The organism is Marivita sp. NO-S04, assembly GCF_059070475.1.
Map to the genome: position 1 here is coordinate 3,985,936 of NZ_CM180980.1, position 26,671 is coordinate 4,012,606.

Sequence of the window (26,671 nt, forward strand, 5' to 3'; positions counted from 1 at the left end):
GGCGAGGGGAACGAACATGGCAGCACCCGGAGAAAATCTGCGGATCAATGGTGATCGTCTATGGGACACACTCATGGAAATGGCAAAAATTGGTCCGGGAGTGGCGGGTGGTAACAACCGCCAAACCCTCACTGATGAGGACGCCAAAGGCCGGGCGCTGTTTCAAAAATGGTGCCAAGACGCCGGCTGTACGATGGGTCTCGACGAGATCGGCAACATGTTCGCCCGGCGCGAGGGCACGGACCCAGACGCGCTGCCGGTCTACGTTGGCTCGCATCTCGACACGCAGCCGACGGGTGGCAAGTACGATGGCGTGCTGGGTGTTCTGGGCGGGTTGGAAATTCTGCGGTCGCTCAATGACCTCGGCATCAAGACCAAGCACCCGATCGTTGTGACGAACTGGACCAACGAAGAGGGGACCCGTTTTGCGCCGGCGATGCTGGCCTCTGGGGTATTTGCTGGCAAGCATTCTTTGGATTGGGCAAATGACCGCACGGACGCCAAGGGCAAGCGTTTTGGTGACGAGCTGGAACGTATTGGCTGGAAAGGCACCGAAAAAGTCGGCGATCGCAAGATGCATGCGTTTTTCGAGTTGCATATCGAACAGGGTCCGATCCTCGAAGCCGAAGGCAAGGACATTGGTGTTGTCACGCATGGGCAGGGTCTGCGCTGGATCGAATGTACGGTGACCGGCAAGGAAAGCCACACCGGATCGACTCCTATGCATATGCGAAAGAATGCAGGACGTGGGCTCGCTCTGGTCACAGAATTGGTGCACGAGATTGCGATGAAGAACCAACCCAATGCGGTTGGCGCGATCGGCCATATCGACGTCTACCCCAACAGTCGAAACATCATTCCTGGAAAGGTCGTGTTCACTGTCGATTTGCGCACACACTTGTTGGACAAGCTGAACGCTATGGTCGACGAGTTCATGGCGCGTGCGCCGAAACTTTGCGAGGATATCGGCGTCAGTTTTGAATCGCACATCGTCGGTCAATTCGATCCGCCCGCGTTCGACGAGGCCTGTGTGGGCGCAATCCGAGATGCCGCAGACCGGCTGGGTTACAGCCACATGGATATCGTATCGGGTGCTGGACATGATGCCTGCTGGATCAACGATGTGGCCCCCACCGCGATGGTGATGTGTCCTTGCGTTGACGGGCTGTCGCACAATGAGGCGGAAGAGATCTCCAAGGAATGGGCTGCTGCGGGCACCGATGTGCTTTTCCATGCGGTTGTCGAGACGGCGGGGATCGTCAGCTAGATTGGGGGCGCTGCCTCCATCGCGCGATGCGCGGCTCCCCCGAGTTATTTTGAACCAGAGAAGATCAGGACCACGGAGTAAACCATGACCACAGTCATCAAGAACGGAACGGTTGTCACAGCGGACCTGACCTATGAGGCGGATGTCCTGATCGAAAATGGGGTGATCACTGCGATTGGGCCGAACCTGAAGGGCGACACCGAACTGGACGCCACCGGATGCTATGTCATGCCGGGTGGGATCGATCCGCATACGCATCTCGAGATGCCGTTCATGGGCACCTATTCCAGCGACAATTTCGAAAGTGGTACGCGCGCCGCTTTGTCGGGCGGAACCACGATGGTGGTGGATTTTGTGCTTCCCGGGCAGGGGCAAGGCCTCGTTGATGCGATGGAGGGCTGGCATAACAAGTCGACGATGGCGAACTGCGACTATTCTTTTCACATGGCCGTGACTTGGTGGGGCGAAAAGGTCTTCGATGAGATGCCCACAGTGATCAACGATCACGGCATCAACACGTTCAAGCATTTCATGGCGTATAAAGGCGCGCTCATGGTCAATGACGATGAGCTATTTGCGTCTTTCAACCGCCTCGCAGAACTGGGCGGTATCGCGATGGTCCATGCTGAAAACGGCGATGTGGTGGCGGAACTGACCGCGAAACTACTGGCCGAGGGCAATACCGGGCCGGAGGGGCATGCCTATTCCCGGCCTTCTCAGGTTGAAGGCGAAGCCACCAACCGTGCCATTATGATCGCTGACATGGCCGGTGTGCCACTCTATGTCGTGCACACCTCTTGCGAAGAGGCGCATGAAGCGATCCGGCGGGCCAAGATGCAGGGCAAGCGTGTCTGGGGTGAGCCTTTGATCCAGCACCTGACGCTGGATGAAAGCGAGTATTTCAATCAGGACTGGGATCACGCCGCGCGCCGTGTGATGTCGCCGCCGTTCCGCAACAAGAAGCATCAGGACAGTCTTTGGGCGGGTCTGCAATCCGGTACGCTTTCCGTGGTGGCGACGGACCATTGTGCCTTTACCACCGAGCAGAAGCGGTTTGGTGTCGGTGATTTCTCGAAGATCCCCAATGGCACGGGCGGGCTTGAGGATCGGATGCCGATGCTGTGGACAAATGGCGTGGCGACCGGGCGGCTGACGCCGAACGAATTTGTGGCCGTCACCTCGACCAATATTGCCAAGATCCTGAACTGCTATCCCAAAAAGGGCGCGGTTCTTGTTGGGGCGGACGCCGATCTGGTGGTATGGGACCCTGAGAAGGAAAAGACCATTGCCGCCAGCACGCAGCAGTCCGCCATCGACTACAACGTGTTCGAGGGCCAGCACGTCAAAGGTCTGCCGCGGTTCACGCTAACCCGCGGGCATGTGGCGATCCACGATGGCGAGGTGCGGACGCAGGAAGGCCATGGTCAGTTCGTCAAACGGCCGGGCAATGGCACGGTAAACCGGGCACTTTCGACGTGGAAGGAATTGACCGCACCGCGCCCCGTGCAGCGGACTGGGATTCCGGCGACGGGTGTTTGATGAAGATTTTTTTGAGCGTAGGAACTCCAAAAGATGCTGATCAAGAAGCCTTTATTGAGCTTTTTGAGAACAGACTTCGGAGGGACGGTCTTGATCCACGAACGGTTGGAAGGGATTATCGAACAACTGAAAGACCGATAATTCAGATTCGGAATCTAATGAATGAATGCGAAGCCGTAGCAGTTCTCGCGTTGGAAAGAACCTTTATACAACTAGGGGTTGAAAAGCGCGGGGGGACTGAAGAAAAGCCGTTGCGCGATATAGTGCTACCAACTGCATGGAACCAAGTTAAGGCTGCACTTGCCTACGCAAGCGATTTACCTCTGCTCATGGTAGTTCAGCGTGGTGCGAAGCAAGAGGCATTTTTGGAATATGGTAATGATTGGTATGTTCATACAATAGATTGCAATGAGGTATCATTGAACTCGTATGAGTTTGGGGCACTAATTAGCGATTGGAAAGAAAAGACGAAATCGCGAAAGGCACTTAATGCAACCCAGTTGAAATCCAAAAAAATTGACGATCTACCAATAGGCGAAATTTTCTCGCGCATGACTATCAGTGCATATGCATCCTTTTTCGCAATCCTTGCCTTGATTATTTCTGCGGCGTTTTGGCTTGGTTCATCGGAGTTATTTCGGTGACTGTGATTTCGGCACGATCGCTTGACCTCACATTCCAGACCAATGACGGGCCGGTGCACGCGCTCTCCAGTGTCGATCTCGATATCGGCAAAGGCGAGTTCGTCAGCTTCATCGGGCCGTCGGGCTGCGGCAAGACCACGTTTCTGCGCTGTATCGCGGCGCTTGAGACGCCGACGGGTGGGACGCTGACTGTTAATGGGATGCCCCCTGATGAGGCGCGACGGGCGCGGGCCTATGGCTATGTGTTCCAGGCGGCAGGGCTGTATCCATGGCGTACCATCGAGAAGAATATCGCGCTGCCTTTGGAGATCATGGGCTATTCCAAGGCTGAACAGGACGCGCGGATTGCGCGGGTGCTGGACCTCGTAGAGCTGTCGAATTTCGAGAAGAAATATCCGTGGCAATTGTCTGGTGGGATGCAGCAACGGGCGTCGATTGCGCGGGCCTTGGCGTTCGATGCGGACATCCTGTTGATGGACGAGCCGTTTGGAGCCCTGGACGAGATCGTGCGCGATCACCTGAATGAACAGTTGTTGGAGCTGTGGGCGCGGACGGAAAAGACGATCGGATTCGTGACGCACTCGATCCCGGAAGCGGTGTATCTGTCGACAAAGATCGTTGTCATGAGCCCGCGTCCGGGCCGGATCACTGACGTGATCGACAGCCCTTTGCCCAAAGAGCGCCCGCTTGATATTCGCGACACGCCGGAATTTCTGGCCATCGCGCATCGGGTGCGCGAGGGGCTGCGTGCGGGTCATGCCTATGACGATTGAGGCATCATGAGAAACCTCGTGCCCATCCTGACTGTACTCGCGGCGATCGTTGCGCTTTGGTACGCTGCGGTCGCGCCGATGAACATTCGTGGTGCTCTGGATGTGGCGGAACGCGCTGGATCTGACGTGGTTCCCGCTGAATCCCGCGCGCGGTTCGATCAGTCGATCTGGCGTTTGATGGCCGACAATTCGGAGCATATTGCGCTGGGCTACAGTCTTGACCGGCCACGCCTGCCGACCCCGGTTCAGGTGGGGGCTGAGCTTTGGAAGACCACGGGTGAAATGGCGCTTCGTGGTCGGGCGCTTTCTAAGCGGTCGCTTATTTATCATGGCTGGATCACGCTGCAGTCGACGCTTTGGGGATTTGCTCTTGGCACTGTACTGGGCATGGCGGGTGCAATTGCCATCGTCTACAGCCGGGTGGTGAATATGAGCCTGATGCCTTGGGCGATCATCAGTCAGACGGTGCCGATTGTGGCGCTGGCGCCGATGATTATCGTACTATCCAGTCAGGTGGGGGTAGAAGGGCGCACGGTGCCGAAGGCGATCATCTCAGCCTATCTGTGTTATTTCCCGGTACTTGTCGGGATGGTCAAAGGGTTGAGATCGCCGGAGGCGGCGCAGCTTGATCTGCTGCGGACCTATTCGGCGTCTGGTTTGCAGGCTTTCTTGAAGTTGCGGCTCCCTGCGTCCATGCCGTATCTGTTCACCTCGCTCAAGATCGGGATTGCGGCGGCACTTGTTGGGACCATCGTGGGCGAATTGCCCACTGGAGCGATTTCGGGTCTGGGTGCGCGCATCCTGATCGGGGACCAGTTCGGCACGCCACTTGCGATCTGGGCGGCGCTTTTCGCGGCGGCGATCCTTGCGGGCGTATTGGTAACTCTGCTTGACCTGATGCAGCGCGTAACGCTCAGGCGGATGGGGATGCAGGCATGAGCTGGCTTATCTTTGCGCTTGTTTTCTGGATCGGCGCTTGGGCGCTGAACGCGTTTCTTGCCAACTCGGCTTGGCGTACATCTTTGGCAGTGCGGGTGCTGATCCCTGTGCTTTTTGGTGTAACGCTGATCGTGCTTTGGGAAGGAATTGTTCGAGGGTTTGGCGTTTCGCCGGTGATCCTGCCCGCGCCCTCGACCGTGGCACAGACCTTTGTGGCCTCGACTGATATCCTTTGGGAGGATTTCCAGCAGACGGTTCTGAAAGGCGCATTGTCCGGCTTCGTGATCGGTGGACTGGCCGCGTTTGCCGCGGCGATCCTGATTGACCGTTCGGCTTTTCTGACACGCGGGTTGCTGCCCATCGGCAATTTCGTCGCCGCCCTGCCTATCGTCGGCATTGCGCCCATTCTGGTCAGTTGGTTCGGCTTCGACTGGCATTCCAAAGCGGCGGTCGTCGTGGTTATGGTGTTCTTCCCGATCCTCGTGAACACCGTACAAGGCTTGCGCGAGACAGATGCGATGCAGCGCGACCTCATGCGCACCTATGCTGCGAGTTATTTCGACACTTTGCTTAAATTGCGCCTGCCTGCAGCGCTGCCATTTGTGTTCAATGGGCTCAAGATTGCGACGACCCTTGCATTGATAGGGGCGATCGTTGCTGAGTATTTTGGATCACCCACGCGCGGGATGGGGTTTCGTATTTCAACCGGGGTCGGCAGCCTGTCGATTGATCTTGTCTGGGCCGAGATCGCAGTCTCTGCGATGGCCGGCACAGCGTTCTACGGGCTCGTGGCCTGGTTCGAAAAGCGAGTGACGTTTTGGCACCCGTCACATCGCGGACACTAAAATGAAAAACGACAATATGGAGGTAATAACATGAAAACGAAGTTACTTGGTGCGTTGGCCGCAATTGGCCTGGCTGCACCAGCGTGGGCGGCGGACGATGTCACGTTGCAGTTGAAGTGGGTCACACAGGCGCAGTTCGCTGGCTACTATGTGGCACTCGAAAACGGCTACTACGAAGAGGCCGACCTGAACGTGACGATCAAGCCGGGTGGCCCGGACATTGCGCCGACGCAGGTGATTGCCGGTGGCGGTGCGGATGTGACTGTCGAATGGATGCCCGCCGCCTTGGCCGCCCGTGAAAAGGGCCTGCCGCTGGTCAATATCGCGCAGCCGTTCAAAAGCTCCGGCATGATGCTGACATGCTGGAAAGATGCCGGGATCGCAACGCCGGAGGATCTCAAGAACCGCACTCTGGGTGTCTGGTTCTTCGGCAATGAATTCCCGTTCATGTCGTGGATGAGCTCGATGGGCATTTCCACTGACGGAAAGAGCGAGAATGGTGTCGAGGTTCTCAAGCAGGGCTTCAACGTTGATCCACTGCTGCAGCGTCAGGCCGATTGCATTTCGACCATGACATATAACGAATACTGGCAAGTGATCGACGCAGGCGTCAGCCCGGATGACCTCGTGACCTTCAAGTATGAAGATCAGGGTGTAGCGACGCTTGAAGATGGACTTTATGTGCTGGAAGATCGGCTGTCCGACCCGGCCTTTGTCGATAAGATGCAACGTTTTGTCGACGCGTCTATGAAGGGTTGGAAGTGGGCTGAAGAAAACCCGGATGAGGCGGCGATGATCGTGCTCGACTACGACGAGACGGGCGCGCAGACCGAAACGCATCAAAAGCGGATGATGGGTGAAGTGGCCAAGCTGACCGCAGGTTCGAACGGATCTCTGGACCCGGCGGATTTCCAGCGCACGGTTGCAACGCTGCTTGCCGGTGGTTCCGATCCGGTGATCACCGCCGATCCCGGTGATGCGGCATGGACACACACGATTTCGAGCGTGTTGAACTGATCTCAGCCTTCAAAGGTTTGCACAGTGAAAGGGCCGGAAACGGCCCTTTCTTTTATCTGCGCAACGTGTCGCCGTAGCTGATCTTTGGGGTCAATTCGACGACTTTCGGCGTATCAGCTTCGGGTGAATTCACCCGCTCCGAGATGATTTCAGCCGCTTTGCGACCGATTTCTGTGCGGCAGGCATCCATTGTCGCGAGTTGACGAGGCAAGCCTTCGAGCAACTCCACGCCATTGAACCCCGCCAGACCAATCTGGTTCGGAATATCGACACCCTTTTCTAACAGCGACAGCAAACCACCCGCTGCAATCATGTCGTTGGAGTAGTAGAGAAAGTCGAGATCGGGCTCTCGAGCCAGCATCGTTTCCGTCATCTCACGACCTTTCGCAAGGGCGGAGCCGCCGGAATAGAATTGTTGATCCGCCACTTCGACCCCACCTTTGGCCAACGCTCCGGTGAAGCCTTCGAACCGTTTGCGTGCGCGGTGATCCAGCGGCATCTTCGTACCAAGAAACCCGATCCGCTGATATCCTGCCTTCAGAATCGCCTCAGCCATCTTGCGGCCTGCGCGGCGGTGCGAGATCCCGACCATCGCGTCGATTGGTGTGCCATCGACATCCATGATCTCGACCACTGGAATGCCACTTGCCTTGAGCATGGCTCGCGAGGCGTCAGTGTGTTCCAGTCCCGCGATGATCACGCCGGATGGTCGCCAAGACAGCATTTCGTAGAGAACCCGCTCTTCCTTTTCAGGTAGGTAGTCTGTGACGCCGACCACGGGTTGCAATTCGGTTTCTTCCAAAACCGCACTGATGCCCGACATGACCTCTGGGAAGACCATGTTGCGTAGGCTGGGAATGATCACCGAGACGAGATTGACCCGTTGGCTCGCCAATGCTCCGGCAATCTTGTTCGGCACGTAGCCCAGCGATTTCGCCGCCGACAAAACGCGTTCGCGTGTTGCTGTCGAAACATCACCGCGATTGCGCAAGACGCGGCTGACAGTCATTTCGGAGACGCCGGATGCTTCTGAAACATCACGCAGCGTTAGAGGGCGGGTATCGTCACTGGCCAAGAGGGTCATCCTATTCTGTCATTAAGATGTTATCGCAATCTTTCACATTGCAGCAAGCAATTGCGACCTTTGTGAAAAAATGACTGAAGAGATGACAATCCTCGATTGGATCAGTATGGCTGTGTCGCGTGGTCCCGTGGCTCAACTGGATAGAGCAGCCCCCTCCTAAGGGGCAGGTTGCAGGTTCGAATCCTGCCGGGGTCACCAAAAACACCTGAAAATTATGTGAGCCAGTCCAAGCAGAAGCATGCGTAGAAAAAAGATAAAAGCATGCGCAAAACAAAGTTTCAGCGGCACTGCAGTACGGTCCGTGTGGCGGAAGCTGATTTAAGCATCTGTTTTTATGTAAAAATCATCCCTGTCCCGCTCGTGCTTGTTGTGTCAAGGACAACAAAAGGTCGGACAATGGCGAGCGGAGATAGATCGGACCGTAGTCCCTACCGTTGAAATTAAACCGCGCATCTTGGCGAGGTTTCAACGCGGCTCGCGCCGAATTACTATGCTGCCTGGTCTCGGACACCAACGTCGCTAGAGTTAGGAATCGCGCATGAAACGCCGCAATGTCCGCAGGTGCGAGGTAGTATCTGACTTGACCTGTCTTGGGGTGGCCGACCAACTGCGACGGCGTGTGGCCGTCCTTTACAAATGCGAGGAAGGTGCCTTTGCCCCTAAGGCCAATTGAACGACCGATGGAAACGGCGGTGCAAAATTAGGCCATGGTAGCGGCGGGATAGTCTCGCTGCGGGCGGAGTAAAATCCTGCCACTTTTCCCTTCTTGCATCGGCAGGGAGGGCGGGGAGATCTATACCGTGGAACTTTACAAGAAGGTTCGCTTGGCGTGTTCCGAGGGCATGAGCGCGCGGGCGGCGGCGAAGCATTTCAACATTTCGCGTGGGACGGTTGATAAGATGTTGGCCTTTTCGGTGCCGCCTGGCTACCGGCGGGACAAGCCGATCAGGCGGCCGAAGCTGGACGGGTTCACCGAGTTCATTGACGCCTGGCTTGAAGCCGACAAGGTCGTGCATCGCAAGCAGCGTCATACGGCCAAGCGGATATGGGAACGGCTTCAGGCCGAGCACGGCTTCACCGGAGGCTATACGATCGTCAAGGATTACGTGCGTGATCGCGAGCGGCGGACCCGGGAGATGTTTGTGCCGCTGGCTCATCCGCCGGGCCATGCTCAGGCCGATTTTGGCGAAGCGGTTGTCGTCATCGGCGGTGTCGAGCAGAAGGCGCACTTCTTCGTCATGGACCTGCCGCACAGCGATGCCTATTTCGTCCGGGCCTATCCAGCGGCGACGGCGGAGGCCTGGATAGACGGCCATGTCCGCGCGTTTGACTTCTTCGGCGGGGTGCCGCAGTCGGTGCTCTACGACAACGACCGCTGCCTGGTGTCGAAGATCCAACCGGACGGCACGCGCATCCGCGCCGCGCTGTTCAGCGGCTTGCAGTCGCATTACCTGTTTCGGGATCGCTATGGTCGGCCCGGGAAGGGGAACGACAAGGGCGCTGTCGAGGGGATGGTCGGCTACGCCCGCCGCAACCACATGGTGCCGATCCCCCACTTTGCCAGTTGGGACGATTTCAACGCAGACCTTGAAGGGCAGTGCCGCGCACGCCTGACGCGCATTCTTCGGGGTCACAAGGAGACGATCGGTGAGAGGTTGCAGCGCGATCTGGTCGCGATGCGCCCCCTGCCTGCCGCCCCGTTCGACGCCTGCGACCAAGCGGGCGGCAGGGTCAGCTCGCAGTCTCTCGTGCGCTATGACACCAACGATTACTCGGTCCCGGTCGCCTATGGCCACCAGGATGTCTGGATCCGCGGCTATGTCGATGAGGTCGTGATCGGCTGTCGCGGGGAGGTGATCGCCCGACACCCGCGCTGTTACGATCGCGAGGACATGATCTTTGATCCGGTTCACTACCTCCCGCTGATCGAGCGCAAGATCAATGCCTTGGACCAGGCCGCACCCTTGGCGGAATGGGACCTGCCCGAAGAGTTCCAGACTTTGCGCCGCCTGATGGAGGCGCGCATGCTCAAGATGGGGCGCCGCGAGTATGTGCAGGTGCTGCGTCTGCTCGAGACCTTCGAGATGGATGACCTGCATGCCGCCGTGAAGAAGGCCCTGAAGCTGGGCGCGGTCGGCTTCGACGCCGTGAAGCACCTCGTGCTTTGTCAGGTGGAGAAGCGCCCCCCGAGGCTTGATCTCGATGTCTACCCCTACTTGCCGCGGGCGAATGTCGAGACGACGCGGGCGGCCAGCTACATGGCCTTGATGTCGGAGGCGGCGGAATGACCGAGGCCCCGAAGATCCTGCTTGCCCACCATCTGAAGACGCTGAAGCTGCCCACATTCTTGCGGGAGCACGAGAAGGTTGCGCGTCAATGCGCCGCCGAAGGACTGGACCATGTCCAGTTCCTGTCGCGCCTCGTGGAACTGGAACTCATTGACCGCGAGCGGCGGATGGTCGAGCGCCGCATCAAGGCCGCGAAGTTCCCGGCCACCAAAAGCCTCGACAGCTTCGACTTCAAGGCGATCCCGAAGCTGAACAAGATGCAGGTGCTGGAACTGGGGCGTTGCGAATGGATCGACCGGCGTGAGAACGTGATCGCCCTCGGGCCCAGCGGAACCGGCAAAACCCACATTGCACTGGGCTTGGGACTGGCAGCCTGCCAGAAGGGCATGTCTGTCAGCTTCACCACCGCCGCCGCGCTGGTCAACGAGCTGATGGAGGCGCGAGACGAACGTCGGCTGCTGCGCGTCCAGAAGCAGATGGCTGCCGTGAAGCTGCTGATCATCGACGAGCTCGGATTCGTGCCCCTGTCCAAGACCGGCGCCGAGCTGCTTTTTGAGATGATCTCCCAGCGCTACGAGCGCGGCGCCACGCTGATCACCAGCAATCTGCCCTTCGATGAATGGACCGAGACCTTCGGCACCGAGCGGCTGACCGGCGCGCTCCTCGACCGGTTGACCCACCACGTCAACATCCTCGAGATGAACGGCGAAAGCTATCGCCTCGCGCAAAGCCGCGCACGCAAGCCCGGCGAAAACATCAACTGATCCAAAGCCCAGACTTGGACCTGACGGTCCAAGGCGGCCAGTCACCCGCCAGCTACATGGAGAGCGCGGCTGACTGGCCGCCGCTCATCACCCGCGTCCCGCGTAAACCCAAAGTGGCCCAGTTTTGCGCCGCCCCGTGGCCTAATTTTACTCCGCCGTTGACACCAGCGGCGTCGCTCAGGAACGCGGCGCCGACGGCTCGCCTTCGGCCAGTCACCCGGCCTTTGAGCCGCATCCGATCCAGGGCTGGACACCCGACTTCATCCCGCTGGTTCTCCAGGAGGCATTGGACAAGAACGGTTATGACGAACTTATACCGGTGACCGGAGCGGACGGAATCGCCTGGGCGAAGAAGCTCGCTGCGCAAGAAGGCATCCTGACCGGGATTTCAGGCGGGTCAAGTTTCGCCATTGCGATGCAGATGGCGGAACGGGCGGAAAAGGGCGCGGTAATCCTCGCCATGCTGCCGGACACGGGAGAGCGCTATCTATCGACCCCTCTATTCGCGGATATTCCCGAGGACATGGACGACGAAGAACGCGCCCTGTCCGACTCGACACCCGGCTACCGGATGGCGGCCGAGTAGGACCACCATCAACCCAAGGAGAATACCAATGGACCTCTTCATGATACGCCGACCCAGTGCCTGGGCGGATCAAGCAGAGCTTGAAAAGACCGCCGAAACCTCGGCTCGCACAGGCAACGAGGATATGCCGGACAAGGTGCGCTGGATCCGTTCCTACGTGATCAACGAAGACGACGGTCGACGGGGCACCGCGTGCATCTACGAAGCAGTTAACGAGGACGCCTTGCGAGAACACGCGCGCTGCGTCGGCATGCCGGGTGATGACATTTTGTGCATTGGCGCAACCGTGGTCGTGCGGCCCGACCCAGTCTGAAAGACCTCGAAACTGGACCAGCAAGGACAGGCAGGTCCGATTCCAATGGAACGGAGAGCAAACCATGGCTCACGACACGAGGAACGAAGTAGAAGACAGCCTTGATCCAGCCAACTGGGAGGAAATGCGCAGGTTGGCGCATGTCATGGTGGACGATGCCATCTCCCGCCTGCAAGGCTTGCGCGACGCGCCGGTCTGGCAACCGATGTCGGATGCAATGAAGGCAGGGTTTCACGGCCCGCCGCCTACCGACCTCACCCCTCTGGAAGCGGTATATGCAGACGTGAAAACCAAGCTCTACCCCCATGCGATGGGCAACATCCACCCCCGTTTCTGGGCGTGGTACATGGGCGCAGGCTGCCTGACGGGCGCGCTGGCGGACTTTCTTGCTGCAATCGACGGCTCGAATCTTGGCGGGGGCGATACCGGCGCCAATCAGGTGGATCATCAGGTCACGGACTGGCTTCGTCAGATGATGGGCTTTCCCGAGGGCGCGAGCGGGACGCTGGTCAACGGTGGATCGATGCCAAACATCGTGGGGTTGATGGCGGCGCGAAATGCGATGGCCGGCGTGGATTTGCACACTCAAAGTGTCGCCGATATTGGAACGCCGCTGCGGTTCTATGCCTCGGACCAGGTGCATTCCTGTCACATGAAGGCGATGAACCTGTTGGGAGTGGGCGGCACGGCGCTGGCGCGAATTGCTACAGACGGCGCGTTTCGTATGGACCTAGATGCGCTGCGCACCACAATTCAGGCCGACCGCAGCCAAGGTGTGCGCCCAGCCTGCGTGATCGCCACGGCCGGTACGACCAACACAGGCTCCATTGACCCACTGCCCGAGATAGCGGACCTGTGCCGCAAAGAGGGTCTCTGGCTGCATGTGGATGGCTGTATCGGGGCGATGTTCTCGATCGCACCGTCGAACCGGCATCTGGTTGCCGGGATCGAAAGAGCGGACTCGCTCGCCCTCGACCTGCACAAAGGGCTGAATGCGCCCTTCGACGTCGGATGTGCTTTATTGCGCGACCAAAAGGTGCATCGCGCAACCTTTGCCGAGAGCGCCGAGTACCTGCAAGTGGCGACCCGTGGTCTGGCAGCGGCAGAGTTCCTGCACGACTACGGACTTGAAACGACGCGTGGATTCCGGGCGCTCAAGGTCTGGATGATGCTGCGCCATCACGGGGTGGAGACCTTTGGGCGCATCCTCGATCGCAACATTGCGCAAGCCCTTCACCTGACGAAGCTGATTGATGCGGCAGGTGAATTGGAGTTGATGGCACCGACCGCAACCAGCGTTGTTTGTTTCCGACACACGCCGGTTGGCATGGATGAAGCGAGCCTGCGCGCCCACAACACCGAAATCATGCTGCGTATTCAGGAAAGCGGTATCGCGGTCATTACTGACACCACAATTCGTGGCCGACACTGCCTGCGCGTCGCAATATGTAACCACCGCACAAAGAACGAAGATATTGACGTCCTGGTGCAAGAGGTGCTGGGGGTCGGCGCTAAAGTGGCCCCGATCGGCGCTTTGGATGAAGCACGAAGCAACTGAACCAACGCACCGGTTCAAACGTGTTGCTGCGCCTTTGATCAAAGACCGGTTTGGGGAAGCCGCACTGCTGCATCAATGCATGGAATGAATGGCCGGACTGGGCCGGGAGTGGCGCCTTCTCCAGTGCAGCGCAGATACTATTTCTTCCGTTTCGGCACGCCACATTTTCCACCAACGCTAGATGGCCAGATCCATTTGGGACCATCGGAAGAGAACTGAACAGGTTGTGACCAATCAACCCCATGGCATTGATAGCATTGAGCGCAGCGCCGGTTCTTGACACACAGATATCCCGAAAGTGTCTGGTTCCACACACCGCCGTTTCGGACGGCTATTGAAGCATAAAACAGGCCGGGCAGCCAATCGGCAAGAACCTCATAAGCACGGTCGTTGTTGCGGGAACCGTGATGCGGCGCGGTGTAGACAACTGGGCAATTCGGTTGAACGAGGTGTTTTCCGAAATTTCTTTGTGGCTGGTCGATTCCGAACGCCAAACGAGAATCGCCGAGAAAGATCGCGCCCGGTTCGGAGTCTGTTTCCAGGCGTTGAAACACAACAGACGCAACATTCTGTTCGGTTAGCGTCAGCTTCAAGAACAGTATCAGCGCATTGGTTTCATGCTCCGTCTGCCTGAGTTCGACGGCATTCAGAGGCTGCAAGCATCCTTTAATACCTCCTGAGGGTTTGGAATAGCCCCCTGAAAGTGGTCCACCAACTGGGATAGATTTGTCCCTCAATTGGAGGATCAGCGATGGCTGGAAAACGAGATAAACCCGAAGAGATTGTATCGAAGCTTCGGCAGGTTGAAGTTCTGCAAGGACAAGGCGCGACGATAGCTGAGGCTGTGCGCCAGATCGGCGTGACGCAGCAGACGTACTATTGATGGCGGAAGCTCTATGGTGGGATGCAGCGACCTCAACTCGCTCGTCTGAAGGAGCTGGAGAAGGAGAACCAGCGATTGCGGCGAGCGGTCTCCGATCTCACGCTGGACAAGCTGATCCTGACCGAGGCAGCAAAGGGAAACTTCATTCGACCATTGTCCTCGGACCAATGGCGGACAATGGTCTCATCCTTCACGTCGCCGCACATGCATCGACCATGTGCGGCAGGAACTTGGCGTATCCGAGCGCCGCGCCTGCCGTACACTTGGTCAGCACCGGTCCACGCAGCGCAAGGCTCCGCAGGGTCGAGCCGATGAAGAACGGCTGACCGACGATATCATCGAGTTGGCTGACCAGTACGGCCGCTATGGATATCGCATGGTGACGGGTCTGCTGAACAACGCGGGCTGGCATGTGAACCACAAACGCGTGGAGCGGATATGGCGACGTGAAGGGCTAAAGGTTCCTCAAAAACAGAAGAAAAAGGGACGGCTCTGGCTGAATGACGGATCTTGCATGCGTCTACGACCCGAGCGCCCGAACCACGTTTGGTCCTATGACTTCGTCCAGGATCGCACGGCGGATGGCCGGGTCTATCGGACGCTGAACATCATCGACGAATACACTAGGGAGGCACTGATGATCCGCGTCGATCGCAAGCTTAACTCAACCGATGTGCTGGACGCGTTGACCGATCTGTTCATCCTGCGTGGCCCGCCAGAATACATAAGATCCGAAAATGGCCCGGAATTTATCGCTCAGAAGGTACGGGACTGGATCGCAGCGGTTGGTGCCAAGACCGCTTATATCGAACCGGGTTCACCCTGGGAAAACGGCTACTGCGAAAGCTTCAACGGCAGGTTCCGCGAAGAGTTGTTAAATGGTGAAATCTTCTACAGCTTGAAGGAAGCCCAAATCCTGATCGAGCAATGGCGCATCCACTACAACACGGTCAGGCCGCACAGCGCATTAGGATATCGGCCGCCAGCGCCGGAAAGCATCGTCCCGATAGACCTCAGGCCAACGATGCACTAACATTTAAACCGGACCGCCCGATGGGGGCACGCCAGGTTTGGCTCCTTTCTCAAATGCGGAAAAGTCAAACCAACGAACCGGTATGTTGAACATAACAGCGGCACTGGCGATGATCCTAATCGCCTCAGCTGTATCAATAATGTTTCGAAACAGGCTTCTCGCGAGTTGTGAAGCTGGATTTCTGCCATCGAACACTCGTCGTGAGATCAGTGATCACGCTTTCCGCTGCCAGCGACAAAGACCTCCTCGACGAAAACTTCGCCACTCAATTGCTGATATATGTACCGGCTCGGTCAGCAAGCGGTTCACCATGAATTGCGCTCGTGTCCAAGTCCGAGCGAATTGCTTCCCAGTCGTCTACGGTGAAGCCCCAACTGTTGGTAGCATGTTTTGTGCTGCTGGAGCCGACGCTGCGGTCATCCTCCATACTGCGATTAGCTCTGGCCTGTTCGTTAGAACTGCCCGGCCAGCTACCTTCGATGCACATGTAATGCATTTTAGCTTGTATGGAACGCAAAGTTCTCCCCGGGAATGATCTCGAGGTCATCGATTCTACTTCTGTTTCACGATCGCGCTCATGTTCATTCTCTCTGGCCAGGCCTAAATCCTCTTGTGAAACCACGTTCGTGTCTCGATGTGCCGTGATCCATTTGTTCAGCGTCAACATGGCGACGCCTGAATCATCAGCCACTTACTTGCGGGTCAGCCCACTGGTCAGCGCAATACGCACCGCATCTTGGCGGAATTCGTCCGTTCGCTTAAGTCCCATAGTCAGTCTCCTTTGTTGCAGTAAATGCTATCAAAGGAGCGGCATCAAACCGCGACAGGCCCATGGACGGATGACTTCAACGAAACACGACCGCATTCGGCGCTTGGCTATCAGACACCAAAAGCATTTGCCGAACATCTCACCATCGCAACCAAAATCCGCGCTGCGCCGTCTGAAAACTCCGGGCGGATGTCAGGTGCTCCACCTGCGCCAATCGGCGTATCAACCCGAAGGGCTCCGGTTCCGGCTGGATGAAAGTTCAGTGGCGGGTCAACGCGACCTTAGGGTCACTCAATCGGGATATCTGCGTTTCGTCCGGCAAGCTCCACGCTGATCTGATATGCTTTCTCAGGTGTCATGCCTGCCATAATTCGGGCTGCTCTGTCAGAGGCCATGCGCCCAAGGAAACCTGCAGCAAATGAAGATTCCATCTGTTCAAACAATGCTGCAGCCTGTTTCGGCTTCATGTTGGCATAGACTTCGGTAAGCTGTGAGAGGTCTTCCTCTGCGGCGGCGGCCGCAATCGAAATGGTGTCGCGCAGGCTTTGTTCTGCCTGTTCCAGCTTCGTCAATTCGGCGTCAATGGCAGCTTCCGCAGCGATGAGCGTCGCTTCACGTGCTTCGATTTCGACCTCGCGTTCGGTCAATCGTGCTTCGCGGCCCTTAATCGCCTCCAACGCAACTGTTAGCTCATCTGGCCGCGACAGGTCTAACACCTTGGTATCTATCCTGTCAGCGGATGCCTCTTCGCTGGCGATGACTTGCCCGGCCTCGGTTGCAAGGCGCACACCTGCTGACAAGAGCAGCAAGGTGCCGATGATGGCCAATGTTCCCTGCTTGCTGCGCTTGGTGGTCCGGTACTTGCGAGACAAGCGCCTTGTCATCCTGCACCACCGGAGTGCCGCGAAAAGATCGGCCCTGTCTGAGGCGGCGGTGCTTTGGGTGTGGCTGGTGGCAGATCATGCATCGACGCCACCATCAATTCCAGCCGCTTGGCGGCATCCTCGGCGCGGCTGGTCAGGTCTTTGAGACTGTCGTTGGAATGGATGGCCGTTCGTTGGGCAGAGTCCAGCGTGGATTGCAAATCCGTAACCTGCGCAGAGAGTACCGCAACAGCAGCGCCGACACCATTTTCAAGGTCTGTGAAACGCGTTAGTCGTCGCGACAGAATAAAGCAGTAGAGCCCCGCGCCAAGTGCCCCGGCGACCAATAGAATATCAGCTATAATTTCCATCAGATTCCTCTAATTCAGAATGAATTCTGTCACGAGCACACTGTTGGCCTTGCCCAAGCCGACAACCATGACGATCCGACGGAAGACTTGCAGGCGTATCTTGAACAACGCGCCTTGGCCTTCAATGTCTTCAATCGTCAAAGCACGAAGGTAGCCGTTGAGAGCATCTTGTATCCGCGGCATCAGAAATTCCACATCCCCACGGTATTGAGACGGCACCTCGATCTGTCCGGCAAAGCGAAGGTGTTCACTGCGTGCTCCCGTGGGCAATGTTACGATCAAGGGTGGGATTTCAACAAAAGCAACGTCTGGCAAAATATCCGGAAGATCTCCAGTCGCCGGTGATGCTGCCTCGTTTAATCGCGCGGGTACAAGTTCTTTGGAGATTGCAAAATACCCGATCGCCGCACCTGCAAGACAAAAGGCAACTGACATCAGCAGTCCCAGTTTTGACGCGGACTTCTTTGTGTCACCGGATTCCGTCGCGGGTGATTCAGCCATTGTCATGATCTCTCAGGTCTTCGTCCATGGCTGTGTTTTACCAATCAGGCACTAACCGATTGTTAACGCGAAAGCGCAATAACGGTCTGAGTGAATACAGGGAATGATCGCAGCTCGGAGGCGAAGGTGAAGCAAATATTACCAAATTGGCAAAATCTTTCCAACACGCGCAGGGTGATTGTGATCGGTTCGACGATCGCAATTTTCCTTGCGGTTCTGGGGATGTCGCGACTTGTCACTCAGCCGCGAATGACACTCCTTTATTCTGGACTCGATCCGGCAGCTGCGGGTGAAGTGATCCAGTCGTTGCAACAGAAATCGGTGCCATTCGAAGTACAGGGTACATCCATTCTGGTTGCCGCAGCAAACCGGGATCAGCTGCGCCTTACCCTTGCAACTGAAGGGCTTCCTGCCACGTCGGGGCAGGGTTACGAACTTTTGGATACGCTGTCCGGATTTGGAACAACTGCACAGATGTTCGATGCAACATACCTGCGCGCAAAAGAAGGAGAGCTTGCACGGACAATTGTCTCATCGTCTGACATCCTGTCCGCCCGCGTGCATATCGCAACTGGCAGCGATAACCCATTCCGACGTGATCTTGCCCCAAGTGCATCTGTTCATGTCACGGCACGTGCCGGCTCGGTCGATCGCCAACAAGCTCAAGCCATTCGCTATCTCGTGGCGTCTGCCGTGGCAGGTCTTTCCCCGGAGGCCGTATCCCTTATTGACGCGCAGTTGGGTCTGTTGACCGAGGATACGGGTGTTTTAGGAACATCGCGGGATGTGGAACGGGGAGATCTTCTCAGGGAGCGTGTCCTGCGGTTGGTTGAGGCGCGGGTCGGACGAGGAAATGCTGTCGTCGAAGTGAGCATCGATTCCATCACTGAGACAGAGTCGATCATGGAACGACGCTTTGATCCTGAAAGCCGATTTGTCATCAGTTCCGACAGTGAAGAGCGATCCGATCAGTCCGAGAACGGAGGCTCCGGCGCAGTTACTGTCGCGTCCAATTTGCCTGATGGCGATGGTGCCGCGTCTGAAGGCGAAATGCGGCAAACTGCCGAAACGCGTGAACGTCTGAATTATGAGGTGTCTCAAACGACCCGCGAAATTCTGAAGGCACCCGGAGCGATCAAACGGTTGACCGTCGCGGTCATGGTGAATGGGGCAATCCAAACCAATGCGCAGGGTGAGGACACATTCATTCCTGTGGCAGAGGAAGAGTTATCCGCTTTGCGTGATCTGGTTGCTTCGGCTGTGGGCTTCGACGAGGCACGAGGCGATGTGATCACCCTCAAGTCATTGTCTTTCGAACCGAATGAACCGTTGGGTTCCGTGCCTATTGAAACTGGTTTTTTTGCAGGCCAGATCGATACGATGAAACTTGTGCAGCTTGCGGTCTTTGCTGCTGTTGCTCTGATATTGGGTATTTTTGTTCTTCGCCCTCTCTTGTTGCCGGGGCGGCGTACACAAGTGCCCGCCTTGCCTGCGGCCACAAGTATGTCAGAACTGGATAGTGACATCCCGGTCCTCAATGGAACAATCGAGCCCGATACCGATGACCGAATTCCCATTTTGACCGACCAAGCGGTGAGCGCAGATCCCCATAATGCAGAAGATGCCGTTGCCCGTCTGAAAACGCTGATCGAAGAACGCAGAAGCGAAACGGTCGAAGTCTTGCGCAGTTGGCTTGATGATCCCCGACCGGAGGATGTGAGATGACGTCTCTGGCCCTCTATCTGGAAGACTTCGGGACGCCAATCTCAGGGCATACTGCAGCTGTGATTTCTGACGAAATGCTTGAAACCGAGCGATTGGAATCTTTCGACAAAGGCTATCGAGCGGGGTGGGACGATGCGATAAAAGCCAAGTCGGACGAAGGGGCGCAATTTGCAGATGGGGTTGCGCAGCGGAACGTGTCAACGACTTTGAGACAGTGGCCTTTGGAATTTAGGCTTGGGTTTCTTCGGTTGGTTTTGGTGGATTGATCCAGACAGCGGTCGGGATTTGAGGCGGTTTTGGTTGTTTGTGTACGAAGCGTTCGGGCGTGGTGAGGTATGCCGCGTCGAGTGTTGCTTGTCGTGCGGCGTAGATTTCTTGGGCCTGTCCAAAATGAATCTGGTCGGGTGTCATTAGGCCGATCCCAGCGTGATGATGGTCTTGATTATACCATGCAAAGAACCTGCGGCAGAACGCACGGGCCTGTTCGATCGTTTCAAAGTGTTTGGGGAACTCTGGCTGATATTTCAGTGTTTTGAAGTGGGCTTCGGAGAACGGGTTGTCGTTTGAGGTGTGGGGCCGACTGTGGGATTTGAGCACACCAAGATCAACCAGCATCAGGGCTGTCGTCTTTGCCTTCATGGGCCCACCGCGATCTGCATGCAATGTCAGTTGATCGCGTGGGACCTCGTGTTTTTCCATCGCGTCGATGAACAGCTCTTTGAACTGGCTGGCGCTCTCCGCGTGCTCGACGCGCCAGCCAACAACGCGGCGGCTGAAGATGTCGAGGATGACATAGAGATAGAAGTAGGACCATTTCACCGGGCCCATCAGCTTGGTGATGTCCCAAGACCAGACCTGATTGGGGGCTTCAGCTAGAAGTTCTGGCTTTTGATAGACGGGGTGTGTGCGCTGTCGGCGGCGCTCGACCACTTCTCCCTGAGCGGCCAATATCCGATACATCGTGCGGATCGAACACAGATAGGTGCCTTCATCCAGCAAGGTGGCAAAGACCTCAGTGGGCGTCTGATCCGCAAAGCGGGGTTCGCGCAGATGGTGCAGCACCTGGTCCCGTTCCCTTTCAGGCAAGGCCCGCGAAGAAGGTGGTCTTGCCTTGCGCAGAGGTGGCGGGGCCGTCAGTGCCGCGCGGTGTCGAAGAACGCTTGCACGGGACAAGGACAGCGCGGAGCAAACGGCGGAGGTAAGACCGCTGCCGGGGGGCAAAGCAATCGCGGTGGCCATCATGATTTGCCGCCGCACTCTTGCGTCTGCTCCATCTCGTCCAGAAGTGCCGCCACTTTTTTTTGGATTGCAATGATAGCTTCCGCCTGATCCAGGCGACGCCGCAACGCTGCAACTTCACGGTTGGCCTTGGACAGCTCAGCTTGCAGTGGATTGTTAGGCGACTTTTTCGGGCCACGATGACGCGGCTGCAATGCACCCAATGTGCCGGCCGCGCGCGCCCTACGCCAATCCGTCAGTGCCGAGGAATAAAGCCCCTCCCGCCGTAGAATGGCGGAAACACCGCCGGTGTCTGCAGCATGATCCGTCTCATCCAGAATGCGCAGTTTATATTTGGCTGTGAAGCTGCGCCGCTTCGGTGTGCTTGTCAGTTCGGCCGTGGGAACCACTGGCGCTGAGACAACGCGGGCGGGCAATGTCGTGGACAAAACACCGTCAGATCCAGCATCCGGCGAAAGTGGTGTCTGTGAAGGCATAACCATGGGTTCGTTCTCCTGCGCCCTCAAGTGTAAACTTTAGCCAGTCAGTTGTCTCACGCTTATTGGCACGGAGGGCAGAGCCTTCAGGACCTGTCGTTCACCTACCACGAGGTACATGCCCAGATCCTATCAAATCTTGGGCCGTTGTTCGAAGAAATATTGCAGAAAATGTTGCCTCTCTTGGCACGAGAAACTTTGGGCGCGCATGTCGCGGATCAATTAGCGAGCATGGCGCGTGACATGGGAACCGTTCAGATCGAGATTGCGGTTGCCCCGGGAACGGCAGGACAGGTATCCCAGCTGGTCAACGGATCGGGAGCTCGACTTCCGATTACGGTGGTCGAAGATTCAGATGTGCCCGAAGGCCGCGCCGATATGCGCCTCGGCGCAAAAGAAGTGTCTATCGACCTTTCGGATGTGATCGTACAAATTTCTGAAGCTGTGCGCGCTGCCCTTCAGGGCCAAACGGAGATGCGCGCCCATGGATAGTGCAAAGACACAATCGGACACGCGTAAGGTTGATGCGGCTTTCACCCATGTTCCAATTGAAATCATGGTGTCCGTCGGCCGCGCACGACCTTTGGTTCGAGACTTGCTGCAGCTTGAAGAAGGGTCTGTCCTACTGCTGGACAAACGTGTGGAAGACGCGGTCGAACTTTATGTCGGGGATCGCTTGATCGGTTTGGGTGTTCTCGAAATTGCAGAGACGGGTGAACAGCAAGGCCAACTGTGCGTGCGCTTGGTCGATGTCAACGATCTTGGGCCATCGGGCAGTTAAGGGGTGGGCCGCGTCGGATATATCGTTCTTCTGGCAGGCATCCTGACGGCGTCGCACGTTTCAGCGCAAAGCCTTTCGTTCGATTTTGGCGACGGCGGTTCCATTACCGCCACAACCCTGCAACTGATCGCGTTGATCACCGTGCTCAGCATCGCGCCGGGCCTTGTGATCATGATCACCTGTTTTCCATTTATCATCACGGTACTTGCCATTTTGCGGCAGGCAATCGGCTTACAGCAATCCCCTCCCAACATGCTGATCGTCAGCATTGCGCTGTTTCTCACGTTCTTCGTAATGGAGCCTGTCCTGCTTGAGTCATGGCAGCAGGGAATCAAGCCGCTTCTGGACGAGCAGATCGAGGTCGAAGAGGGTTTTGACCGTGGTTTTGAACCGTTTCGTGTGTTCATGGCGGCGCAGGTCGACCCGGATACCTTTGCCACAATGGCGCGCATCCGTAGTGATCTTGACTTGACGGAACTCAGTCCGGACACTCCGCTTTCGGTGTTGGTTTCCACCTTTCTGCTATCGGAGATGTCCCGTGCGTTTCAGGTCGGGTTCCTGATCTTTCTGCCTTTCCTGATCATTGATCTTGTTGTGGCAGCAGTGCTGATGTCGATGGGAATGATGATGGTCCCGCCGGCCAACGTTTCACTTCCGTTCAAACTTGCGTTTTTCATCGTAGCGAACGGCTGGGCACTGGTGGCGGAAAGCTTAGTCAGATCCTACCAGTAATCCGATGAAGCCTTTGGGTTCAACGACAGAACGATCCGCCGCGATGTCGGGCTGTATCGAAGTGGAAGTGATCCTTGTGAAACCGATCGGAATCCGGCCCAAGGACGGTGCCGAAAACACCGCAGGCCCGCGCATGCATTTTGCGCAGCATGGCACCGGTGTCACGACGGTTCCAGTCCTGCAAAAGCGTGATTTCAGACCCATCGCGGAGGCGAAACCCTGAGATGTCGATCGCACGTCCCTTGCCATGCTCACTGATCTTCGCGCCGGGCTGATTGTTGCGGGTTCGGCAGGCATAATGCGCGGCGACCCTGATTTGTGCCACACCGCCACCTGAGGTGCCGATTGCAGGTTTTACGCCATTGTTCACCCACGTTTTCAGCGCCTTGGCGGTTGTGCAGTCGATCACCGCTTCTTGGCTTAGGGGAATGCCGGACACTGATCGAACTTTGACTGCGTTCTCAATTCCGCAAGCTGACAGGCGCCCCGGGACGAAGCCAACCGTTTCGCCCTGAATGTCCGGATCATTGCAGACAGCACCTCGCGCGCGGGCTTGCCGTTGCGCCATTGCCTTTTGCACCATGCTGTTGGGGCGCAGGTTCGGGCGGATCGACAATCCAGTGGCTTGGGGGGACAGGGCGGCAAAGGCGCGTGTCGTCAAGCCAACCTGACTGGCAAGCGCAAGTTGGAAGCCGGGATCAGCCTCGCCTTCGATTTCCCGTGTCAACTGGCGCACCAAGCTGGCTTCAAACAAGTTGGGTCGCGCGTTGGGTCGTGTGTCTTTCAGTGACGCTTTGGTCAACTCAAGGGTAGGATCCGTTCGAGCGACTGGTCTCAGTGACGTGTCTGGCGCCGCCAGTGCTGCCCCAGTCATCCCGATCCACACACAAACAAAAACACTCGTTAACCGCATCCGATGCCCTATCCAGATCGCCCAAAGTTGGGGGCTGCTGTATCCTGACCCGCTTCGATGATCCCGCGACGGATCGCCCGCGTTCGCGTGAAGTAGTCATGAAGCAATGGGCCATCACCCTGCCGGATCGCCCGTTGCAGCGCAAACAACTCTTCCGTGAAGCGCCCAAGGATTTCCAGTGTCGCGTCCTTGTTGGTAAGGAACACATCGCGCCACATCGTCGGATCCGAGGCTGCGATACGGGTGAAATCCCGAAATCCGGCCGCCGAATACTTGATCACTTCGCTGTCGGTGACGCGCCGCAGGTCATCCGCCACACCTACCATCGTGTACGCAATCAGGTGCGGGCAATGCGACGTGACCGCCAGAACGAGGTCGTGGTGGTCCGGCTCCATCACATCGACGTTCGAACCAAGCCCGCGCCAGTAGCGCGAAAGGGTTTCGACTGCCTCGGGGTCGCTGCCTTCGGACGGAACGATTAGGCACCACCGATTGTCAAAGAGCGTTGCGAACCCGGACTCCGGTCCGGAGTGTTCTGTTCCCGCCAACGGGTGCGCGGGAACGAAGTGCACGCCTTCAGGAATGTGCGGAGCAACATCGCTGATCACATGGCCTTTGACCGATCCAACGTCGGTAACGGTCGCGCCGGGCTTGAGATAGGGCGCGAGATCTTGCGCAAGTTGCCCCATCACGCCAACGGGTACGGCCAGAACCACAAGATCTGCATCCGCAACGGCCTCTGCCAGCGTATCGCAGACCGTGTCGCACAAACCGATCCGGCGCGCAGTGTCACGGGTTTCCGCGCTGCGGGCATATCCTGTGACGTGGCCGGCCAAGCCGCCGCGTTTCATCGCCCAGAACATCGACGACGCGATCAGGCCAAGTCCGATCAAGGCGACGCGGTCATAGATTGGGGTCATCGTGCGCCTGCCTTGAACTGGCCTATCGCATGCGCCACCCGCCGGCAGCTTGCCTCGTCCCCAACCGTGATGCGCAGCGCGAAGGGCAAGTTGTAGGACCCGACCTGTCGGACAATCAGGCCTTGTTTCTGCAGGTATTCATTACATGCTTCGGCCTCTGCTTCATCGGTGAACCGGGCAAGAACGAAATTCGCCATTGACGTGTCAGACGGAACACCATGTTCGGCCAGTGCTTCGGCCAACCATGCGCGCAGGCGGGTGTTCTCAAGGCGGCATTTCTCGACATAGGCGGTGTCGCGTACGGCAACTTCTGCCGCAGCGAGCGCAGTGCCGGACAGATTGAAGGGGCCGCGAATGCGATTGAGAACGTCAATCACTTCCTGCGGTCCATAGCCCCAGCCGATCCGCAGCCCGCCCAGACCGTAAATCTTTGAGAAAGTGCGCGTCATCACAACGTTGTTGCGTGCACGAACCAGCCCAGCACCGCCATCGTAGCCGTCGACGAATTCGGCATAGGCTCCGTCCAACACCAGCAACGTCTGTGGGGGTAGGTTTTCGGCAAGACGTTCAACCTCGGCCAGACCGATCATTGTGCCGGTCGGATTGTTCGGGTTGGCGATGAACACCAATTTCGTCTTCTCCGTGCAGGCCGCAAGGATCGCGTCGACATCAGTGACGCGTTCATGTTCGGCGACCTCGACCGGAGTTGCACCCGCAGCGAGGGCGCAAATCTTGTACAGTGCAAAACCGTGTTCCGTATGGATCACCTCATCCCCTGGCCCAGCATAGGCTTGGCACAAAAAGGTGATGATCTCGTCAGAGCCGACACCACAGATGATCTGATCTGCGTTCAGGTTGTGAACGTCGGCGATGGCGGCGCGCAAAGCGGCATGATCGGTCGAGGGATAGCGATGCAACTCGAGCACCGAACGCCGCACCGCTTCCTGCGCGGCGGGGCTTGGCCCGAACGGGTTTTCGTTCGAGCTGAGTTTCACCACGTTGGACACGCCGTCGACATGCGATTTGCCGCCGACATAAAGCGCAATATCCATGATCCCGGGTTGTGGGGTGATCTTCGTCATCTGAGCCTCCGCTATGCCAAACGGTTTAGCGGTGCGAACGGGCAAGGGAAAGCGACAAACCACCCCAGTCCAAGGCGGTCTCAGATGTGTGTCCGTGCAACGATACCCGTAAGGAGAGAGTCGTAGAGTTTGGGCGGCCCCTCGTATTCCGGGCTACGCGGCAGGTCGATCACATGCACGTCTGGTGCGCCGATCAACTCTGGCGCGACGTCGTTTGCAACGGTGAGGAAACTAAAGCTGGTCTCAGACCCGAAAAGGTCTCGCCCAAGCGCTGTGACGTTGGCATGTCGTTGAGCCGTCAGTTGGAATGTATCCCAGGGCGTGACGTTGTTCACGGTGTCCGGCAGATTGGGCTGAATGTTCGACCAGACCAAATGTGTGCGCCCTCCATAGTCCGGTGCCAGGAACGGTGCTGATTGGTGCGCAAGTTTGCTGATCAGGGTGTCTTTCTGTGCCGGATCGTCAAATGTCTTTGCGATCTCTTGTTCGTGGAAGAAACAAACGCCGGGAAGCTGTTTGTGAAACAGCAGCACGTCCCATTCTACGAAAAACGCGGTCGCATCCCCAAGCATGTCTTGCAAACTGCCATCGACCGCGTGACGAAGGATGGACTCCGTGCCGACCAAGGAAACGATGTTCCAGTCGAACAAAGACCTCACGAAGTGCGGGGCCGTTTCGGGATGCCTGTCTTGGAAGAAATCGAATTGAAACCGATTGATGCAACTGCACCCGATGGTCAGAACACGGGTTGTGTCAGCGTCCATAA

General features: G+C 57.3%; 27 protein-coding genes, 1 tRNA gene and 3 pseudogenes. 20 read left to right on the forward strand and 11 right to left on the reverse strand.

The window, feature by feature from the left end:
- Positions 1-16: 16 nt before the first annotated feature.
- From ACK3EW_RS20140 to ACK3EW_RS20170, 7 genes are all read left to right on the forward strand, one after another.
- Positions 17-1,267, forward strand: coding sequence for a Zn-dependent hydrolase (locus ACK3EW_RS20140; RefSeq protein ID WP_493807564.1), 1,251 nt, complete (start codon positions 17-19; stop codon positions 1,265-1,267).
- A gap of 84 nt (positions 1,268-1,351) precedes the next feature.
- On the forward strand, positions 1,352-2,806 hold the full coding sequence (gene hydA / locus ACK3EW_RS20145) for a dihydropyrimidinase (protein ID WP_493807565.1): 1,455 nt from the start codon (positions 1,352-1,354) through the stop codon (positions 2,804-2,806).
- Positions 2,806-3,450 (forward strand): hypothetical protein, encoded by a 645-nt coding sequence (locus tag ACK3EW_RS20150; protein ID WP_493807566.1) that lies wholly within the window; start codon positions 2,806-2,808, stop codon positions 3,448-3,450. The genes hydA and ACK3EW_RS20150 overlap by 1 nt, the downstream gene beginning before the upstream one ends.
- The gene (locus tag ACK3EW_RS20155) at positions 3,441-4,223 is read left to right on the forward strand and encodes an ABC transporter ATP-binding protein (protein ID WP_493809766.1); all 783 of its coding nucleotides are present in this window, start codon (positions 3,441-3,443) and stop codon (positions 4,221-4,223) included. Before ACK3EW_RS20150 ends, ACK3EW_RS20155 begins: the two co-directional genes overlap by 10 nt.
- A gap of 6 nt (positions 4,224-4,229) precedes the next feature.
- Positions 4,230-5,162, forward strand: coding sequence for an ABC transporter permease (locus ACK3EW_RS20160; protein WP_493807567.1), 933 nt, complete (start codon positions 4,230-4,232; stop codon positions 5,160-5,162).
- Entirely contained in the window at positions 5,159-6,007 is an 849-nt protein-coding gene (locus ACK3EW_RS20165; RefSeq protein ID WP_085630399.1) for an ABC transporter permease, read from the forward strand. Before ACK3EW_RS20160 ends, ACK3EW_RS20165 begins: the two co-directional genes overlap by 4 nt.
- A 30-nt stretch (positions 6,008-6,037) precedes the next feature.
- Positions 6,038-7,024: an ABC transporter substrate-binding protein gene (locus ACK3EW_RS20170; protein WP_493807568.1), complete on the forward strand. Its 987-nt coding sequence runs from the start codon at positions 6,038-6,040 to the stop codon at positions 7,022-7,024.
- A 52-nt stretch (positions 7,025-7,076) separates the two neighbouring features.
- Here ACK3EW_RS20170 and ACK3EW_RS20175 read toward each other — a convergent pair whose 3' ends face one another.
- Complete coding sequence (locus ACK3EW_RS20175) at positions 7,077-8,108, reverse strand: LacI family DNA-binding transcriptional regulator (protein WP_085630403.1); 1,032 nt, start codon at positions 8,106-8,108, stop codon at positions 7,077-7,079.
- A 121-nt stretch (positions 8,109-8,229) separates the two neighbouring features.
- Here ACK3EW_RS20175 and ACK3EW_RS20180 point away from each other — a divergent pair.
- From ACK3EW_RS20180 to ACK3EW_RS20205, 6 genes and pseudogenes are all read left to right on the forward strand, one after another.
- A tRNA-Arg gene (locus tag ACK3EW_RS20180) sits at positions 8,230-8,306 on the forward strand.
- Between the two features lie 593 nt (positions 8,307-8,899).
- A complete protein-coding gene (istA, locus tag ACK3EW_RS20185) occupies positions 8,900-10,396 on the forward strand; it encodes an IS21 family transposase (protein WP_493809682.1) in 1,497 nt (498 codons plus the stop codon).
- Positions 10,393-11,160: an IS21-like element helper ATPase IstB gene (gene istB / locus ACK3EW_RS20190; RefSeq protein WP_493806540.1), complete on the forward strand. Its 768-nt coding sequence runs from the start codon at positions 10,393-10,395 to the stop codon at positions 11,158-11,160. The genes istA and istB overlap by 4 nt, the downstream gene beginning before the upstream one ends.
- 166 nt (positions 11,161-11,326) lie before the next feature.
- Positions 11,327-11,746, forward strand: a pseudogene (locus tag ACK3EW_RS20195) (cysteine synthase); the annotation flags it as partial.
- A 28-nt stretch (positions 11,747-11,774) separates the two neighbouring features.
- Positions 11,775-12,059, forward strand: coding sequence for a nickel-binding protein (locus tag ACK3EW_RS20200; protein ID WP_493807569.1), 285 nt, complete (start codon positions 11,775-11,777; stop codon positions 12,057-12,059).
- 64 nt (positions 12,060-12,123) lie between these two features.
- Complete coding sequence (locus tag ACK3EW_RS20205; protein WP_493807570.1) at positions 12,124-13,617, forward strand: pyridoxal phosphate-dependent decarboxylase family protein; 1,494 nt, start codon at positions 12,124-12,126, stop codon at positions 13,615-13,617.
- Positions 13,618-13,754: 137 nt separating this feature from the next.
- Here the strand turns inward: ACK3EW_RS20205 and ACK3EW_RS20210 are convergent, their stop codons facing one another.
- Positions 13,755-14,276, reverse strand: a complete 522-nt coding sequence (locus tag ACK3EW_RS20210; protein WP_493807571.1) for a hypothetical protein — start codon at positions 14,274-14,276, stop codon at positions 13,755-13,757.
- A 92-nt stretch (positions 14,277-14,368) separates the two neighbouring features.
- Between ACK3EW_RS20210 and ACK3EW_RS20215 the strand changes: the two are divergent.
- Positions 14,369-15,533: pseudogene (locus ACK3EW_RS20215) on the forward strand (IS3 family transposase).
- A 571-nt stretch (positions 15,534-16,104) separates the two neighbouring features.
- On the opposite strand, the pseudogene ACK3EW_RS20220 reads toward ACK3EW_RS20215, so the two are convergent.
- Positions 16,105-16,302: pseudogene (locus ACK3EW_RS20220) on the reverse strand (transposase); the annotation flags it as partial.
- 24 nt (positions 16,303-16,326) lie between these two features.
- On the opposite strand from ACK3EW_RS20220, the gene ACK3EW_RS20225 reads away from it, so the two are divergent.
- Positions 16,327-16,557, forward strand: coding sequence for an integrase core domain-containing protein (locus ACK3EW_RS20225; protein ID WP_493807572.1), 231 nt, complete (start codon positions 16,327-16,329; stop codon positions 16,555-16,557).
- Between the two features lie 32 nt (positions 16,558-16,589).
- Here the strand turns inward: ACK3EW_RS20225 and ACK3EW_RS20230 are convergent, their stop codons facing one another.
- From ACK3EW_RS20230 to ACK3EW_RS20240, 3 genes are read right to left on the reverse strand one after another with little or no spacing between them, the layout of a single operon-like run.
- Positions 16,590-17,186 (reverse strand): MotE family protein, encoded by a 597-nt coding sequence (locus ACK3EW_RS20230; protein WP_493807573.1) that lies wholly within the window; start codon positions 17,184-17,186, stop codon positions 16,590-16,592.
- Complete coding sequence (locus ACK3EW_RS20235; RefSeq protein ID WP_493807574.1) at positions 17,183-17,536, reverse strand: hypothetical protein; 354 nt, start codon at positions 17,534-17,536, stop codon at positions 17,183-17,185. Before ACK3EW_RS20235 ends, ACK3EW_RS20230 begins: the two co-directional genes overlap by 4 nt.
- Before the next feature lie 9 nt (positions 17,537-17,545).
- Positions 17,546-18,043, reverse strand: coding sequence for a flagellar basal body-associated FliL family protein (locus ACK3EW_RS20240; protein WP_493807575.1), 498 nt, complete (start codon positions 18,041-18,043; stop codon positions 17,546-17,548).
- Between the two features lie 84 nt (positions 18,044-18,127).
- On the opposite strand from ACK3EW_RS20240, the gene fliF reads away from it, so the two are divergent.
- Positions 18,128-19,762: a flagellar basal-body MS-ring/collar protein FliF gene (gene fliF, locus ACK3EW_RS20245; RefSeq protein ID WP_493807576.1), complete on the forward strand. Its 1,635-nt coding sequence runs from the start codon at positions 18,128-18,130 to the stop codon at positions 19,760-19,762.
- A complete protein-coding gene (locus tag ACK3EW_RS20250; RefSeq protein WP_493807577.1) occupies positions 19,759-20,028 on the forward strand; it encodes a hypothetical protein in 270 nt (89 codons plus the stop codon). Before fliF ends, ACK3EW_RS20250 begins: the two co-directional genes overlap by 4 nt.
- Here ACK3EW_RS20250 and ACK3EW_RS20255 read toward each other — a convergent pair.
- Positions 19,991-21,483, reverse strand: a protein-coding gene (locus ACK3EW_RS20255) for an IS3 family transposase (RefSeq protein WP_493807578.1) whose coding sequence is annotated in 2 segments (ribosomal slippage) — positions 19,991-21,054 and positions 21,054-21,483 — 1,494 coding nt in all. Because the reading frame shifts where the segments join, the coding sequence is not laid out codon by codon here. The two genes, ACK3EW_RS20250 and ACK3EW_RS20255, sit on opposite strands and share 38 nt — an antisense overlap.
- 225 nt (positions 21,484-21,708) lie before the next feature.
- On the opposite strand from ACK3EW_RS20255, the gene ACK3EW_RS20260 reads away from it, so the two are divergent.
- Genes ACK3EW_RS20260 through fliP form a run of 3 tightly spaced genes read left to right on the forward strand, consistent with a single transcriptional unit; the run spans position 21,709 to position 22,990 of the window.
- Positions 21,709-21,969, forward strand: a complete 261-nt coding sequence (locus ACK3EW_RS20260) for a hypothetical protein (RefSeq protein ID WP_493807579.1) — start codon at positions 21,709-21,711, stop codon at positions 21,967-21,969.
- Positions 21,962-22,258, forward strand: a complete 297-nt coding sequence (locus tag ACK3EW_RS20265) for a FliM/FliN family flagellar motor switch protein (protein WP_493807580.1) — start codon at positions 21,962-21,964, stop codon at positions 22,256-22,258. Before ACK3EW_RS20260 ends, ACK3EW_RS20265 begins: the two co-directional genes overlap by 8 nt.
- A 3-nt stretch (positions 22,259-22,261) precedes the next feature.
- Positions 22,262-22,990, forward strand: a complete 729-nt coding sequence (gene fliP, locus ACK3EW_RS20270) for a flagellar type III secretion system pore protein FliP (protein ID WP_493807581.1) — start codon at positions 22,262-22,264, stop codon at positions 22,988-22,990.
- Positions 22,991-23,009: 19 nt separating this feature from the next.
- Here the strand turns inward: fliP and ACK3EW_RS20275 are convergent, their stop codons facing one another.
- The 4 genes from ACK3EW_RS20275 to ACK3EW_RS20290 form a co-directional block, all read right to left on the reverse strand.
- Positions 23,010-23,726 (reverse strand): extensin-like domain-containing protein, encoded by a 717-nt coding sequence (locus tag ACK3EW_RS20275; protein WP_493807582.1) that lies wholly within the window; start codon positions 23,724-23,726, stop codon positions 23,010-23,012.
- A gap of 185 nt (positions 23,727-23,911) precedes the next feature.
- Positions 23,912-24,823, reverse strand: a complete 912-nt coding sequence (locus tag ACK3EW_RS20280) for a prephenate/arogenate dehydrogenase family protein (RefSeq protein WP_493807583.1) — start codon at positions 24,821-24,823, stop codon at positions 23,912-23,914.
- Positions 24,820-25,905, reverse strand: coding sequence for a histidinol-phosphate transaminase (hisC, locus tag ACK3EW_RS20285; RefSeq protein ID WP_493807584.1), 1,086 nt, complete (start codon positions 25,903-25,905; stop codon positions 24,820-24,822). Before hisC ends, ACK3EW_RS20280 begins: the two co-directional genes overlap by 4 nt.
- 80 nt (positions 25,906-25,985) lie before the next feature.
- On the reverse strand, positions 25,986-26,669 hold the full coding sequence (locus ACK3EW_RS20290; protein WP_493807585.1) for a hypothetical protein: 684 nt from the start codon (positions 26,667-26,669) through the stop codon (positions 25,986-25,988).
- Positions 26,670-26,671 lie beyond the last annotated feature (2 nt).

Coding starts and splice junctions, on each gene's coding strand:
- ACK3EW_RS20175 (WP_085630403.1), bottom strand. CDS start 8,108: ATGACCCTCTTGGCCAGTGACGATACCCGCCCTCTAACGCTGCGTGAT.
- ACK3EW_RS20235 (WP_493807574.1), bottom strand. CDS start 17,536: ATGGAAATTATAGCTGATATTCTATTGGTCGCCGGGGCACTTGGCGCG.
- ACK3EW_RS20200 (WP_493807569.1), top strand. CDS start 11,775: ATGGACCTCTTCATGATACGCCGACCCAGTGCCTGGGCGGATCAAGCA.
- ACK3EW_RS20230 (WP_493807573.1), bottom strand. CDS start 17,186: ATGACAAGGCGCTTGTCTCGCAAGTACCGGACCACCAAGCGCAGCAAG.
- hisC (WP_493807584.1), bottom strand. CDS start 25,905: ATGACGAAGATCACCCCACAACCCGGGATCATGGATATTGCGCTTTAT.
- ACK3EW_RS20205 (WP_493807570.1), top strand. CDS start 12,124: ATGGCTCACGACACGAGGAACGAAGTAGAAGACAGCCTTGATCCAGCC.
- ACK3EW_RS20280 (WP_493807583.1), bottom strand. CDS start 24,823: ATGACCCCAATCTATGACCGCGTCGCCTTGATCGGACTTGGCCTGATC.
- ACK3EW_RS20140 (WP_493807564.1), top strand. CDS start 17: ATGGCAGCACCCGGAGAAAATCTGCGGATCAATGGTGATCGTCTATGG.
- ACK3EW_RS20160 (WP_493807567.1), top strand. CDS start 4,230: ATGAGAAACCTCGTGCCCATCCTGACTGTACTCGCGGCGATCGTTGCG.
- ACK3EW_RS20240 (WP_493807575.1), bottom strand. CDS start 18,043: ATGACAATGGCTGAATCACCCGCGACGGAATCCGGTGACACAAAGAAG.
- ACK3EW_RS20165 (WP_085630399.1), top strand. CDS start 5,159: ATGAGCTGGCTTATCTTTGCGCTTGTTTTCTGGATCGGCGCTTGGGCG.
- istB (WP_493806540.1), top strand. CDS start 10,393: ATGACCGAGGCCCCGAAGATCCTGCTTGCCCACCATCTGAAGACGCTG.
- ACK3EW_RS20290 (WP_493807585.1), bottom strand. CDS start 26,669: ATGGACGCTGACACAACCCGTGTTCTGACCATCGGGTGCAGTTGCATC.
- ACK3EW_RS20170 (WP_493807568.1), top strand. CDS start 6,038: ATGAAAACGAAGTTACTTGGTGCGTTGGCCGCAATTGGCCTGGCTGCA.
- ACK3EW_RS20265 (WP_493807580.1), top strand. CDS start 21,962: ATGGATAGTGCAAAGACACAATCGGACACGCGTAAGGTTGATGCGGCT.
- ACK3EW_RS20150 (WP_493807566.1), top strand. CDS start 2,806: ATGAAGATTTTTTTGAGCGTAGGAACTCCAAAAGATGCTGATCAAGAA.
- ACK3EW_RS20260 (WP_493807579.1), top strand. CDS start 21,709: ATGGCGCGTGACATGGGAACCGTTCAGATCGAGATTGCGGTTGCCCCG.
- ACK3EW_RS20225 (WP_493807572.1), top strand. CDS start 16,327: ATGCTATCAAAGGAGCGGCATCAAACCGCGACAGGCCCATGGACGGAT.
- hydA (WP_493807565.1), top strand. CDS start 1,352: ATGACCACAGTCATCAAGAACGGAACGGTTGTCACAGCGGACCTGACC.
- ACK3EW_RS20250 (WP_493807577.1), top strand. CDS start 19,759: ATGACGTCTCTGGCCCTCTATCTGGAAGACTTCGGGACGCCAATCTCA.